This is a genomic window from Frankia nepalensis, assembly GCF_016786325.1.
In the GTDB taxonomy this organism is placed as follows: domain Bacteria; phylum Actinomycetota; class Actinomycetes; order Frankiales; family Frankiaceae; genus Pseudofrankia; species Pseudofrankia nepalensis.
In genome coordinates, this window is record NZ_JADWYU010000384.1 from 1 (window position 1) to 13,646 (window position 13,646).

Genomic DNA, 13,646 nt, shown 5'->3' on the forward strand with positions numbered 1-13,646 from the left:
GCACCCCGAGGACCACGAACAGGACGATCAGGACCACGCCGATCGCGCCACCCGCGATGAAGAGGTTGCGGCGGTTGGGGGCCGCCGGCGGCGGCCCGGGCCGACGGGTGAGCGGGCCGCCAGCCGCCCACGAGGCGACTCCGGCGCCGAGCAGGCGACTGACGCCGGCGACGGTCGGGGAACCGGCCATGACCTGCCTGCCTCGCGGCAGCCAGCACGTGCTGCTGCCCTGCGTGGTCATGTTCGGCCTGGCCCTGGCGGTGGTGGTCGGGCGCCTGCTGGCGATCGGGGACAGCGACATCACCCGGTTCGCCGTTGTCGGCAGCACCTACGTCGACACGCAGAAGCCACCTCCAGGGCTGCACGTCTTCCCCGGCGACGGGTACGACGGCCAGTTCGCCTACCGGCTCGGTCTCGCGCCCTACGACCTGCGCACCCATGCGCGGGGCATCGTCATCGACTCTCCGCTGCGTGCCCAACGAATTGGCTATCCGACGATCGCCTGGCTGCTCGCCGCCGGGCAGGCACGGTGGGTGCCGGTCGCCCTGGTGGCGGCCAACGTCCTCGCGTTGGCCGCGCTCGGCCTGCTGGGCGGCATGGTCGCCCGCGACGCCGGCAGGCATCCGCTCTGGGGCGTGCTGCTCGCTGGATTTCCCGGATTCCTGTTCAGCCTCGGCCGGGACCTCACCGAGATCGTCGCCGCGGCTTTCGCGGTCGCGGGATTTCTTGCCTGGCGCCGGAAACGGCCGGTGCTCGCCGGCGCCTGCCTGACTGTCGCGGTCCTGAGCCGGGAGACCGCCCTGCTCGCCGCCGTCGGAATCGCCGCCGCGCACCTGGCCGAGGTGCGCACGCGACGGACGGCGTCGCGCGCCGCGGACGCCAGCGCCTGGCTGTTGCCCGTCATCGGTTTCGGGCTCTGGCAGGCGGTGGTCGCCGCGGAAACGGGCGCGCTCCCGGTACGTACCGGATCAGGGGACAACATGACGGTGCCCCTGGCCGGGCTGCTGCCCTCGATGCTGGGCTGGCTTCGCGACGCGACGTCGCCCCCTGGCCAGGCGCCGGCGTTGCTTGCGCTGGGACAGTTCGTGGTCCTGTGCGCCCTGGCTGGGCTCGCGGCCGCCCGGCTTCGCCGCCTCGGCGGCGCGACCGAGGTGAAGGTCGGCGGGGCGCTCGCGCTGCTGCTCGCTGTCTGCCTGTCCAGCTTCGTGCTGCGCACGCCCGCCTTCTTCCGCCAGCTCGCCGACGTGCACGTGTTCGCCGCCATCGCGCTGCTCGACGCCCCTGGCCGGCTTCGACTGCCGGGCGCCGCTCTCGCCGTCGTGTGGGCCTGCTCCGCGGTCCTCATCGCCATATCCATCTAGATCGCCAAATCCAGCGCACGGCCGCGGTTCGAGGCGGGCCACCGTTTTTCATCGTCTGTTGAGTTTTGAGCCTCCACTCGCTAGCCTTAACTCATCGGGCGTTGAAATCTGGGAGGCCGGGATGCCGATCGACGAGGCGCCCAGGCGCGTGGGCCGGCGTCCGGGGCAGCCGGAGACCCGCGCCGAGATCCTGCGTGCCGCACGGGCGTTGTTCGCCGAGCGCGGGTTCGCGGGGACCTCGATCAGGTCGGTGGCCACCGGCGCCGGGGTCGACCCCGCGCTGGTGCACCACTACTTCGGTTCCAAGGAGGGGCTGTTCCGCGCGGCCATGGAGATGCCGATCCAGCCCGAGGAACTGGTGAAGGAGATCTTCGCCGCCGGGGTCGAGCAGGCGCCCGAGCGGCTGGTGCGCACGTTCCTGCGGGTGTGGGACGACCCCGAGACCGGGCCCGCGATGGTGAGCTTCCTGCGCACCGCCCTCGCCCGGCAGGAATCCACGAGCCTGCTGCGCGAGTTCCTCACGGCCACCGTGGTACGGACGGCGGCGAGCAGGCTGCTCGGTGGCGTCGACCCCGCCGAGGCGGCGTTGCGGATCGAACTGGTGGCCAGCCAGATGATCGGCCTCGCCGTGGGGCGCAGGGTCCTGGCCGTCGAACCGCTGGCCAGCATGCCGGCCGACGCGCTGGCGGCCGCGGTGACACCCACGATCACCCGATACCTCCTCGGCGAGCTTCCCGCCCCCCACCAGGCGGCGGGTAACCCGCCCGCCTGACCACCCCTCGCGCGATCCGGTCCCGCCTTCCAGGAAAGAGCTCATCCATGAACGTCGCGCACGCGCCGGCGGCCCAGCCGGCGATCCGCATCGAGGGACTGGTGAAGCGGTTTGGCTCCTTCACCGCGCTGGACGGGCTCGACCTGACGGTCGCCCGCGGCGAGGTCCACGGGTTCCTGGGCCCCAACGGAGCCGGGAAGTCGACCACCATCCGGGTGCTGCTGGGGCTGCTGCGCGCGGGCGCCGGCACCGTCGAGCTGCTGGGCGGCGACCCGTGGCAAGACGTCGTCGGCCTGCACCGGCGCCTCGCCTACGTGCCCGGGGACGTCGTCCTGTGGCCGGCGCTGTCCGGCGGGGAGGCGATCGACCTGTTGGGCAACCTGCGCGGCGGGCTCGACGAGACCCGGCGCGCGGAGCTGGTCGACCGGTTCGAGCTCGACCCGACCAAGCGCGGCCGGCAGTACTCCAAGGGCAACCGGCAGAAGGTCGCCATCGTCGCCGCGCTCGCCTCCCGGGCCGAGCTGCTCATCCTCGACGAGCCCACCTCCGGCCTGGACCCCCTGATGGAGGCGGTCTTCCAGGACGAGATCGCGCGGGAGAAGGCACAGGGCCGCACCGTGCTGCTGTCCAGCCACATCCTCAGCGAGGTCGAGGCGCTCGCCGACCGCGTCAGCATCATCCGGCAGGGGCGCGTCGTGCGGACCGGCACCCTGCGGGAGCTGCGCGGACAGACCCAGGTGAAGATCACCGCAACGCTGTCCCGGCCGCCCGCGGACCTCGGCCACCTGCCGGGCATCCGCGACGCCCGGCTCGACGGCGCCCGGCTCACCGGCTCGATCGACCCCGACCAGCTCAACGCCGCGCTGGCCGCGCTGGTGCCGCACCAGCTGTCGGCGCTGACCGTCGCCCCGGCCTCGCTGGAGGACCTGTTCCTCAGCCACTACGAGACCGCCGCCGACCACGACGACCCCGGCCGCCCCGACGCCGGCCACGCCCGCGCCGGCAGTGCCCTCCCGCGGCAGGCCCGGCCATGACGGCGTTCACCGGTACCCGCGCCCTGCTGAAGGTGGCGCTGCGCCAGGACGCCCGCCAGATCGCGCCCTGGGTCGCGCTGATCTCGGCGCTGTCCGCCTCCTCGATCCTCGCCTACTCCTGGATCTTCCCCGACGCCGCGGACCGGGCGGAGCTGGCGGCCACCCTGGCCGGGAACCCCGCGCTGTCACTGGTCTTCGGACCCGCGCGGGACCTGATGACCGCCGACGGTTTCAACGCGTGGCGCGCGGGCGCCCTGGGCGCGTTCTTCGCGGGGATGATGGCGATCCTCATCGTGATCCGCAACAGCCGCGCCGACGAGGACTCCGGCCAGGCCGAGCTGCTCGCCTCGGGGGTGCTCGGGCGCCAGGCCAGGCTGGCCGTCGCCGTGCTGATGGCCGCCGCCGCCTCCGCCGCTCTCGGCGTGGTGAGCTTCCTGGTCACCATCGCCTGCGGCGGCGGCGCGCTCGCCTCCCTGACACTGTCGGCGACGTTCACCGCCTCGGGCCTGGTGTTCGCCGGGGTGGCGGCGATCTGTGCCCAGCTCGGCTCGGATGCCCGGACCGCCAGCGGCCTCGCGGTCGCCGTGCTCGGCCTGTGCTACGTGATCCGCGGCTACCTCGACTCCAGTGACACACCCGGCTGGACCTCCTGGACGACCCCGCTCGGCTGGCTGTCGCGGACCCGGCCGGCCACCGACAACGACCCGTGGCCCCTGCTCGCCGCGCTCGCGCTCACGGTCGTCCTCGTGCTCGCCGGATTCGCGCTGCACGGCCGCCGCGACTTCGGGTTCGGGATGATCGTGCCCCGGCCCGGCGCCACCCGGGGCGGCACGGCGGCGAACGTGTGGGGTCTGGCGCTCCGGCTGCACCGCGGGACGCTCGCGGCGTGGCTGGTCGCGTTCGCCGGCCTCGGCGTGGTCTTCGGCAACCTCGCCACCTCCCTCGACGGCGTCCTCGGCGACAATCCCGCCCTGGCGGACCTGCTCGCCGCCGGCACCACCGACCCCTCCCGGCTGACGTTCGCGTTCGTCGTCACGATCCTGCGCCTCGTCGGCGTCATCGCCGCCGTGACGGGCGTGCAGGTCGTCTTCAGGATCCACGCCGAGGAGGTCGACCACCGGGTCGAGCCGCTGCTCGCCGGCGCGCTGCGGCGCCCGGTGTACCTGGCCAGCAACGCCGTCGTCGCCTTCGCCGCGCCCGCGGTCGCCCTCGTGGTCGCCGGTACGGCGCTCGGCGTGGTCGCCGCCGCCCGGCAGGACACGGTCTCCGCCGGCGACGTCGTCACCCAGGCGCTGGTGACCATCCCCGCGGTGTGGGTTCTCGTCGCGCTCGCGCTCGCCGCGGTGGGCGCCGCGCCCAGCCGCCGGCTCGTCGGCTGGCTCGGCGTCGTCGCGACCTTCGGGCTCACGCTGCTCGGGCCGACGTTCGACCTCCCCGGCTGGGCCCTGGGCATCAGCCCGCTGCGCCACGTCCCGAACGTGACCGCCGCGGCACCCGGCTGGGCCGGCCTGGGCTGGCTCGCGGGCGTCACCGCGCTGTTCCTCGTCGTCGCGTTCACCGGGTTCCGCCGCCGCGACATCGCCTGATACCCGGCCAGGCAGCCCGCGGACGTCACCGCTCGCGCGCGGTGACGTCCGCCGCGGCGCGCCGTAACGCCCCCGCCCCGGCCGGATGACCAGTCCGAGGAGCGGATCCGGTCGCGCGCCCTGTCGCGCAAGGGATGCGACGCGATCGGCGCGGGCCGCGCACCACCATCCGGTGACCGGCGATCCGCCGGCCGCCCCGTCGTCGCTGCCCGTTTCCGTCCAGGTCAGGACCGTTACCTATCATCCTGCCTGGCACGAACAGCGGGATTTGGGGGGTTTCGAGCCAGTAGGGGGGATTCAAGCCGCACGCGGCGACCTGCGACGGATGGGACGGACACATGACCGGAGACGCTCAGCGCCGGGGCCGTGAGGCGACCAGGACGGCCCCCTCCGGAGCCCACGCCTCGCGATGACCCTCGAAACACCGATCGGCTCACCAGCACCCGACACCCTTCCCGGCGGACCGGGCCGCCCGGCCCGACCAGGGCACGACGGCCCGCCCACCGGGCTGGCACCAGGACTGCTCGCGCGGGCCCGCGGGATCCGGATCAGCGCGCCGGCCGTCGCCGTTCTGGTGCTCGCGGTCTGCTCCTTCGTCGGCAGCCTCGTCCTGCAGGCCGTGCTCTACCCGCAGGGCTCCGGCGACGCCGACGAGGCCGCCTACGTCCTGCAGGCGCGGATGCTGCTCGACGGGCGGCTCACCCTGGATGCCGCGACGACGCAGCCGTTCTTCCAGCCGTGGCTGACCGGCGTGCACGGCGGCCACGTCTTCACGAAGTACCTGCCCGGCTGGCCGGCGCTGCTCGCCGCCTCCCAGGCCGTGTTCGGCACGATGGCCGTCGCCCCCGCCGCGGTCGCGGCGTGCTGGGTCGTCGGCGCCTACCTGCTCGCCCGCGAGCTGTTCGACGACACCTGGACGGCGCTGGCCGCCGCCGTGCTGCTCGCGCTGTCCCCGCTCGTCCTGCTGCACACCGCGCTTCCGCTCGCCTACGCCTGCTGCGCGGCCGTGCTCACGCTCGCCAGCGCCCTGCTGCTGCGCGGGGCGCGCACCGGGACACGGCCCGCGCTGGTCGGCGGGGGCGCGCTCGTCGGGTTCGCGCTGCTCATCCGGCCGTTCGACACCGTCCTCGTCGTGGCGCCGATCGCGCTGTTCGTGGCCGCGCGGCGGTGGCGGGCGCCGCGGGAGCTGGCGACCCGCACAGGCTGGGCCGCCCTGGGCGTCGCCCCGCTGGCAGTAGTCCTGTTCGCCTACTGCTGGCATGTGACGGGCTCGCCGCTGCGCCTGCCGCTGTCGGCCTCCGACCCGCTGGACACGTTCGGCTTCGGCCCGCGGCGCATCCTGCCCTCCGAGCCGAGCTTCCCGTTCACCCGCCACCTCGCCGAGGTGGCGTTCTGGGACACCCTCCAGGCGGCTCCGAGCTGGTACTTCGGCGGGATGGGCCTGATCGCGCTCGCCGCCGTGGGCCTCGCGGCCCCCCGGCGACGGGCCGAACGCCTCCTGCTGCTCGCGACGACCGCGGCGGTGCTGGTCGGCTACTTCTTCTGGTGGGGCTCGGCGTTCGCCGGGCCGGGCCTGCGCAACGGTCTCGGCCCGCACTACCACCTGGCCGGCTTCACCCCGGTCGTCATCCTCGCGGCCGCCGGCGCCCGCTGGCTGTGGGCGCTGCTCGCGGCGCGGACCCCGGCGGCGCGCCGCCGGGCGCGCCCCGCCCACGGAGCGCGCCTCGCGCGGCCCACCGTCCTGGCCCTCGCCGCGGCCGGGCTGGTCGCGCTCACCGTGCCGACGCTGCCGGCGAGGATCGACATGCAGCACGGTGTCAACGAGGGCAACGACTTCCTGGCCGCGCTCGTCCCGGACGACCTGCCCGGCCCGGCCCTCGTCGTGGTAACGCCCCCGGTGCCCAGCCAGTACACCCAGGTCCCGTACCACACGCTGCGCAACTCCCCCGGGCTGGACGGGCCGATCGTCTACGCCGCGGACATCGGCCCCGGCATCGCCGCGCTACCCGACCGGATGCCCGACCGGGCGATCTACCGGATCCGCCCGGGTGAGCTCGTCGACGCGGACGTCCCCGGCAGCTACCGGGGCTCGTTCGTCCCGCTGCGCCGGGTCGCCGGGACGCGCATCGAGGTCCGGGTGACCGCGCGGCCCCCGGACACCACTGGCGCCGCCACCACCGGCGGCGCGGCCAGCACCGGCGCGACGACCGGTGGCGCGACCAGCGGCGGCACGGCCAACGGCGGCACGGCCAACGGCTTCGGCGCCGGCCCCGGCGCGCGGCTCTACGCCCGGCTGGGCAGCGAGGTCCGGTCCCTGGCGCTGGCCCAGCCAACGGCCGGCGGGGCGTTCACCGCCACCTTCGTCCTCACGGCCGAAGGCGCCGGCGGGCCCGGCGTGCTCACCGCCGACGGCCAGTCGCTGCCCGCCGAACTCGTCGTGGGGTTCGCCGACGGCGTCGGCCAGAGCGCTGGCGGGTGGGAGGAACGGTTCCCGCTGGTCCGGCGCGCGGCCGGGGACCTGTCCCTGCTGGCGCCTGGCCTCGGCTGGCGGCGGCTGCCGGGCGGCACGGACGGCGGCGGATCGCACGGCGGCGGAGCGGAGTGGCTCGCCGCGCGGGTACAGCCCACCCTCGACGTCGAACTCGCGGCAAGCTGAGCTGGGCGAGTCGTCCCACGGCCGGCGGCCCGGGCACGGCCCGCGAGGCCGGACCCGGGCCGCCGGGCCGACCGCGCCGCGACGCGGCCACGACCTTCCAGGATCTCGAGGCGGATACCCGCCCGGCCTTCAGCCCGGGGACCATGTGCCAGTCGCCGACGGCCGTGCCAGGCGGCCGCCCGGTCCGCGGCGAGGAGCCACCGTGTCCACGTCGCGCCATCCAGCGCTGGTCGGTCACAGCCGGGCCGCGGGCCGTTCCTCCGCCCTGCCCGGCCAAACCCCACCCGGCCCGTACCAACTTCGCGGTCGGAACGGCCACCCAGCACCATTTGACTCGTTCTGACCGGAAGACCACCGGCCGAAAGAAACGACATCCACGACGCGAGAGAACTCTTCACTGCCGGCGGAGAGTTCCTCATGTACGAAGATCCTTAGCGGTATCGCGCTGTACTCGAGGGCATCGCCTCGACGCCACCGCTGCTCGCCCGCATCACCGGTCCGGAGTCCGCCGCAACGGCCGAGGCCCCGGCACGACGGAAAGGGCGGAGGAGTGCCGTTTCACACCTTCCCGCGGTCGCGCTTGCTGGGCTGATCGGTTTCGTCGGCGATGAGTGGGTGGCTCGGTACGGGATCGCGTGCTGATCTGGTCGGGGTTCAGGCGTCTCCATGGTTCTGTTCGTCGTAGCTCTCCTGCGATCTACAGACCGTCGTCGCGTTGCGGCGCACCCACTGCAGGACCTGCTGGAGTGGTTCGGCGGCGTCCACGCCGAGGGGAGTCAGGGCATAGCGCACGCTCGGGGGGCTCGTGGCCATGACCTCCCGGGCTAGCAACCCGTCCCGGGTAAGGGTACGCAACGTCTGGGACAGCATCTTCTCGCTGACCCCGTCGACGAGGTTCCGCAGCTCGTAGAACCGCATCGGGCCGTCCCGCAACGCCACCAGGACAAGCAGGCCCCAACGGCTGGTGAGGTGGTTGAGCACAACACGCCCGAGACAGTCCCTGTCGAATACATCACTCTGGCCATCGCGCAGAGCGGCCACGAGCTGGACACCAACTTCCACACCGGGAGCTTACCATCAGGTATGGGCTTTCTAGAAGTTAGCCCGCCCCCCTATCGTCCCGCCGCATGGAGGCATCACGACTGACCGCTCCCGCCGCCCAGCGGAGCGAACCACTGGGGATCGACATCTGGTCGGACTTCGCCTGCGGACACTGCTACGTCGGCCGGCATCGTGTCTCGACCGCGCTCGCCGGACTCGCTGATCCCAGCGCCGCGCGGGTGCGCTGGCGCGGCTTCGAGCTCGACCCACGTCCAACCGCTCAGCGCGGTGGCGGGGATCTCTACGACTACCTGACCCGGTTCAATGGCAGCAGGGAGGCTGGGCGGGCGGCGGTGGGCCGCATCGCCGTCACGGCGGCCTCCGAGGGGTTGCCCTTCCGCCCCGACATCGTCCGCCCGGGTAACACCAACGACGCCCATCGGCTGGTGCATCTCGCCGCGTTCCACGGGCTCCAGGACCGTCTCGTCGAGCGGCTGTACCGCGCCTACTGGGCCGAGGGCCAGCCAATCGCCGACCCGAGCGCACTCGCGTCGCTCGGCGAGGAAGTCGGCCTGCCAGCCGAGCGGGTGCGCGCCGTTCTCGCCGGAGGCGAGTTCGCCGGCGAGGTCGCCGCCGACGAGCGGCTGGCCGTCGCCCTCGGGGTGGGCGGCGTGCCCACCCTCCTCGTGGACGGCCGGTGGCTGATCTCCGGCACGGAATCGGCCGGCACCATCCGGTTCGCTCTGGAACATGTCATCGCGAGCGCGACGCGGGAGGGTGCGCGGTGAGCGGCGGCACGACTACCGCGGACGCGACGGCCCCGCCGGCCGGCTCGGCGCGGGTGCTCGTCGCGGTGGTCGCCGCGGTCTTCGGGTACGCGCTGATGCAGACGCTCGTTGTCCCAGCCCTGGGCGTGCTGCAGCGGGATCTGCGCACCTCCGCGACTGGGGCCGGCTGGATCCTGAGCGCGCTCCTCCTGTCGAGCGCCGTGCTCACTCCGCTCATCGGCCGCCTGGGGGATCAGTACGGCCGACGCGACGTGCTGCTCCTCGTGCTCGCCGTCTACGGCGTTGGCACGGCCGCGGCAGCGGCCGCGCGGAACATCGGGGAACTCGTCGCCGCGAGGGCGGTCCAGGGATGTTCGCTCTCGGTGCTCCCGCTCGCGTTCGCCATCCTCCGGGAGGCGCTGCCCGCCCAGCGGCTGCAGGCCGGGATCGCCATGGTCTCCGGGCTCGTCGGCGCCGGGGCAGGCGCCGGACTGGTCATCGGCGGCCTGCTGACGGACCACGTCTCCTGGCGCTATCTGTTCGTGCTCGGCGCCGCCCTGGCCATGATCAGCTTTGTGCTCGTCCTGGTCTGGATTCCGTCCGCCCGGCATGCCCAGTACCGCCGGGCCAGCTGGGCCGATCTCGACCTGCCCGGAGCGCTTGTGCTGGGCCTGAGCCTGGTCGCCCTCCTGCTCGGGCTCACGCAGGGCCCGGACTGGGGATGGTCCTCCGGCCGGGTGCTCGGCCTGTTCGGACTGGCTGTGGTGTTCGCCGTCACGCTGGTGTTCCTGGAAGTGAGCCAGAGCAGCCCACTGCTTGACATCCGCGAGTTCACTCACCGACCGATGCTGGCCACGCATCTGTCGGCGTTCCTCTACGGCGTCGTTTCCTACGTCTTCTATGTGACCCTCCCCCGCTACGCCCAGACTCCGCAACACTCGGGCGGCTACGGGTTTGGCACCTCCATCACGGTCGCGGCTCTGATCATGCTGCCCGGCGCCCTCATAGTCATGCCCGCGAGCATGGCGGTGGGCGGCGTCGCGCACCGCCTGGGACAACGCGCCCCTCTGCTGGTCGGCTTCGTGGTGACCACGGTCGGCGCGGCGCTGCTTGCCGGTGCCCACGGCAGCATCTGGGAGCACGTCGTGTTCTACACGGTGATCGGCGCGGGATCCGGCCTGGTCATGGCGGCCCTGCCCAGGAAGATCGCCGAGCTGGCACCGCCGGAGCGAATGGGCACGACCAATGGCATAAACAACATCGCGCGGACCGTCGGCGGATGCGTGGGAACTCAGGTGGCGGCGGTCCTGATCGCCTCCGGGACCTCCGCGAAGGGGGTGACGACCGGCTCGACATTCGTCACCGTCTTCTCGTTCGCGGCAGGCATCGGCCTGCTCGGGGCCCTGGCGGTCCCGCTCGCCTTCTCCAAGGGCGGCCTGGTCGACCTGACCCCTCCCGAGACCGCGAGGGCCGCCAGTTCGCGGTCAGGCGAGGAGGCCAGCATCTGAGTTCCGCTATCACTGGGTGGACGCGCCGCGGGCCTTTTCGCGTCCGGCTTCTGGGCGGGGCTAGACGTTCGGCGCGCGGGAGAAGGATGCCCGTCACATGCTCTCTTGGACCTTTCTCTTCAGCGGGTGGTTCTGGTCGCGCGGGCGCCGCGGGGACGCACTCCGTCGATGGAGAGCATCAGTAGCCGCTCGGCTTCAGCCGCGCCGTCGGCTTCCTGCTCCGTGGCCAGACCGACCGCGTTGGCGAGCTTGAGGAGGTCGATGATGGCCACGTCAGGGCGTACAGCGCCTGCCCGGCGGGCGTTGGCCAGTAGCGCGTCGCCCGCGCTCACCACCAGCGCGTGGCAGGTGGTGTCCCGGGCCGGGTCGCGGGCGCCGTGCATGAGCGACGCCGCCAGCCCGCGATTGGACGCGATGTGCACGGCGACGGCCCGAAGCCAGGCAACCAGCGCCCGCTCGGGATCGAGGTCGGCGGCCAGGTCGCGCGCCGTGGCGCACAGAGTCTGGACCCGGTCTCGGAAGACGGCTTCCAGCAGCGTCTGCCGGGAGGGGAAGTGCCGGTGCAGCGTGGCGGAGCCGACCCCGGCCCTGCGGGCGATGTCCTCCAGGGATGCCTCGGCGCCGTGCTGGGCGATGGCGGACCCGGCGGCGTCGAGGATCCGGTCGTAGTTGCGCCGCGCGTCGGCCCGCAGCGGCCGCCCGGCCGGGGTCGACGTGGCACTGCCCTCGTACACGGGCGCCTCCTGCGGACTTGCCAAACGGGGTGGTCCTCCACATATGGTACCCACGTCAAGTGGGGGGGCACCCCATTTGGCCGAGTGGTCCAGCGGGCGTATGCCAAGAGTCGGGAGAGACCGTGGCTGTGGCAGGAAAGACGATCGTGGTGATGGGCGCCACCGGATTGCAGGGACGAGCCGTGACGGCGCGTCTGCTCGCCGACGGCTGGCGGGTGCGAGCCGTGACCCGCGATCCGGACGGCGCACCCGCCAGGGCACTCGCGGCGAGCGGGGCGGAGATCGTGCGCGCCGAGATGGGCGACATCGACTCCCTCGTCGCGGCGCTGCGGGGCGCCTACGGCGTGTTCAGCGTCCAGCCGACTGTCGGATCGGTCGGCGCGGCGCCGGACTTCACCCCGGCCGACGAGGTCCGCTGGGGCGGCAACGTGGCCGAGGCGGCGCGGACCGCCGGTGTCCCGTTCTTCCTCTACGCCTCCGTCGCCGCGGCCGGCCGACACGAGACCGAGGTGCTGCCGCACGCGGTGGCGAGCAAATGGCACATCGAGCGACACGTCGCCGGACTCGACCTGCCCGCGGCGGTTCTGCGGCCGGCTGCCTTCATGGAGAACTACAGCGCCGGCTACTACCTGCGCGACGGCGCCGTTGTCGCGCCCTTCGCCGCCGACGTCCCACAGCAGATCATCGCCGTCGACGACGTCGCCGCCCTGGCCGCGCTGGCTTTCGCCCGACCGCGGGAATGGATCGGCCGGACGATCGACGTGGCCGGCGACGAACTGACACCGGTACAGATCACGGCGGCCATCAGCGAGGCCACCGGGCGGCCGCTGTCGTACGCGCAGATCCCGATCGAAGCGGTCCGGCAGGTCAGCGCGGACCTCGCGTACGCCGTGGCATGGCAGAACGAACACGGCTGGCGCGCCGACATCCCCACCACCCGCCAGATCCACCCCGACCTGATGGACTTCCGCACCTGGCTCGCCAGGACCGGCGGAGCCCAGATCAGCGGATTCCTCGCCTCCGCGCGGGCAGGACGGCAGGACCCGTGAGGGCGCATCGACGGGACCGCCGAGCCAGACGGGCCGGGCTCGGTACGGGCCTTGGCACGCGGGCCTTGGCACGCGGGACCCGCTTCGGCGGGCGGCGCCGACGCCGGGGAAATCCGCTTGCGCTCGGGACGCCGGCTGGTAGTGTCCTGCGCAGTTCGTCGGGGTGCTCCCCGACCGTGACCGTGGAGGAAGCCATGCCTGCCCCGGGTTGATACCCGGGTCACCGGCTTCCTTCGGTGTGCCCGGGTTCCGTCTCTGAACGATCCCGTGATCACGCACACCTCAAAACGGAGCACCCGCGTTGTCTGATCCAGACTGGTACCGAACCTTCTTCACCGAACTGCCGAACGAGTTCTGGCGCCGGGCCGCCACCCCCGAGTGGACCGCCGCGGACGTCGACTTCCTCGTGTCCGAGCTGGGGCTGGCTCCCGGCTCGCGGATTCTCGACGCGCCGTGTGGCAGCGGCCGGCACAGCCTGCTGCTCGCCGCCCGGGGCCACCGGGTGAGCGGCGTCGACATCTCGACGGAGGCGGTCACGCACGCCCGCGCGGCGGCCGCCACCGCCGGGCTCGACGTCGATTTCACCGTCGACGACATGCGCAACGTTCCACAGACGGGCGCGTTCGACGCGGCCGTGTGCCTGGGCAACAGCTTCGGGTACCTCGACCCGGCCGGCACCGCGGAGTTCGTCGCCGCGCTCGCCGGCGCCGTACGCCCAGGGGGCGGGCTCGTCATCGACTTCAGTGCCACGGCGGAGTCGGTCCTGCCGGGTTTCACCGGCGAGCGGGATGTCATGCGGACCGGTGACATCGAGGTCGAGGCGCGCACCGAGTACGACCTGGCGGACAGCCGGCTGCTCAGCCGGTACACCTTCCGCCGCGGCGGCCAGGTCCTCGATACGACGGCGGTGCACCACGTCTACACCAGCGGTCAGCTGACCGGATTCCTGCGAGCGGGGGGCTTCACCGTGACCGGCCGCCATGCCGGCCCGGATGGCGCCCCGTACGAGCTGGGTTCTCCTCGCCTGCTCCTCCTCGCCCGCCGCTGACCCACACCACCGCCGGGGGGGGGGGGGGGGCGCGCCCCCGCCCCCCCCCCCCCCCCCCCCCCCCCCCCCCCCCCCCCCCCCCGCCGCGGG

Annotated in this window: 11 protein-coding genes and 1 pseudogene; 9 read left to right on the plus strand and 3 right to left on the minus strand. The window is 73.4% G+C overall.

Features of this window, described 5'->3' with window-relative positions; translation table 11 throughout:
• Positions 1-190: pseudogene (locus I6A81_RS42095) on the minus strand (hypothetical protein); the annotation flags it as partial.
• On the opposite strand from I6A81_RS42095, the gene I6A81_RS42100 reads away from it, so the two are divergent.
• The 5 genes from I6A81_RS42100 (at position 189) to I6A81_RS42120 (ending at position 7,409) form a co-directional block, all read left to right on the plus strand.
• Positions 189-1,361, plus strand: a complete 1,173-nt coding sequence (locus I6A81_RS42100; protein ID WP_203004647.1) for a hypothetical protein — start codon at positions 189-191, stop codon at positions 1,359-1,361. The pseudogene I6A81_RS42095 and the gene I6A81_RS42100 sit on opposite strands and share 2 nt — an antisense overlap.
• A gap of 121 nt (positions 1,362-1,482) precedes the next feature.
• Positions 1,483-2,133: a TetR/AcrR family transcriptional regulator gene (locus tag I6A81_RS42105; protein WP_203004646.1), complete on the plus strand. Its 651-nt coding sequence runs from the start codon at positions 1,483-1,485 to the stop codon at positions 2,131-2,133.
• A gap of 47 nt (positions 2,134-2,180) precedes the next feature.
• A complete protein-coding gene (locus tag I6A81_RS42110) occupies positions 2,181-3,167 on the plus strand; it encodes an ABC transporter ATP-binding protein (protein ID WP_203004645.1) in 987 nt (328 codons plus the stop codon).
• A complete protein-coding gene (locus I6A81_RS42115; RefSeq protein ID WP_203004644.1) occupies positions 3,164-4,753 on the plus strand; it encodes an ABC transporter permease in 1,590 nt (529 codons plus the stop codon). Before I6A81_RS42110 ends, I6A81_RS42115 begins: the two co-directional genes overlap by 4 nt.
• Before the next feature lie 409 nt (positions 4,754-5,162).
• On the plus strand, positions 5,163-7,409 hold the full coding sequence (locus tag I6A81_RS42120; RefSeq protein ID WP_203004643.1) for a DUF6541 family protein: 2,247 nt from the start codon (positions 5,163-5,165) through the stop codon (positions 7,407-7,409).
• A 654-nt stretch (positions 7,410-8,063) separates the two neighbouring features.
• Here I6A81_RS42120 and I6A81_RS42125 read toward each other — a convergent pair.
• Positions 8,064-8,471, minus strand: a complete 408-nt coding sequence (locus I6A81_RS42125; RefSeq protein WP_203004642.1) for a winged helix-turn-helix transcriptional regulator — start codon at positions 8,469-8,471, stop codon at positions 8,064-8,066.
• Between the two features lie 65 nt (positions 8,472-8,536).
• Between I6A81_RS42125 and I6A81_RS42130 the strand changes: the two genes are divergently transcribed.
• Both I6A81_RS42130 and I6A81_RS42135 read left to right on the plus strand, forming a co-directional pair.
• Positions 8,537-9,238 (plus strand): DsbA family oxidoreductase, encoded by a 702-nt coding sequence (locus I6A81_RS42130; RefSeq protein WP_203004641.1) that lies wholly within the window; start codon positions 8,537-8,539, stop codon positions 9,236-9,238.
• The gene (locus I6A81_RS42135; protein WP_203004640.1) at positions 9,235-10,725 is read left to right on the plus strand and encodes an MFS transporter; all 1,491 of its coding nucleotides are present in this window, start codon (positions 9,235-9,237) and stop codon (positions 10,723-10,725) included. The genes I6A81_RS42130 and I6A81_RS42135 overlap by 4 nt, the downstream gene beginning before the upstream one ends.
• Before the next feature lie 119 nt (positions 10,726-10,844).
• Here I6A81_RS42135 and I6A81_RS42140 read toward each other — a convergent pair whose 3' ends face one another.
• A complete protein-coding gene (locus I6A81_RS42140; protein ID WP_203004639.1) occupies positions 10,845-11,459 on the minus strand; it encodes a TetR/AcrR family transcriptional regulator in 615 nt (204 codons plus the stop codon).
• 122 nt (positions 11,460-11,581) lie between these two features.
• Here I6A81_RS42140 and I6A81_RS42145 point away from each other — a divergent pair, with 122 nt between their 5' ends.
• Together I6A81_RS42145 and I6A81_RS42150 are read left to right on the plus strand one after the other, a co-directional pair.
• Positions 11,582-12,508 (plus strand): NmrA/HSCARG family protein, encoded by a 927-nt coding sequence (locus tag I6A81_RS42145; RefSeq protein WP_307875256.1) that lies wholly within the window; start codon positions 11,582-11,584, stop codon positions 12,506-12,508.
• Between the two features lie 301 nt (positions 12,509-12,809).
• The gene (locus I6A81_RS42150; RefSeq protein WP_203004638.1) at positions 12,810-13,556 is read left to right on the plus strand and encodes an SAM-dependent methyltransferase; all 747 of its coding nucleotides are present in this window, start codon (positions 12,810-12,812) and stop codon (positions 13,554-13,556) included.
• The last annotated feature ends 90 nt before the right edge of the window (positions 13,557-13,646 follow it).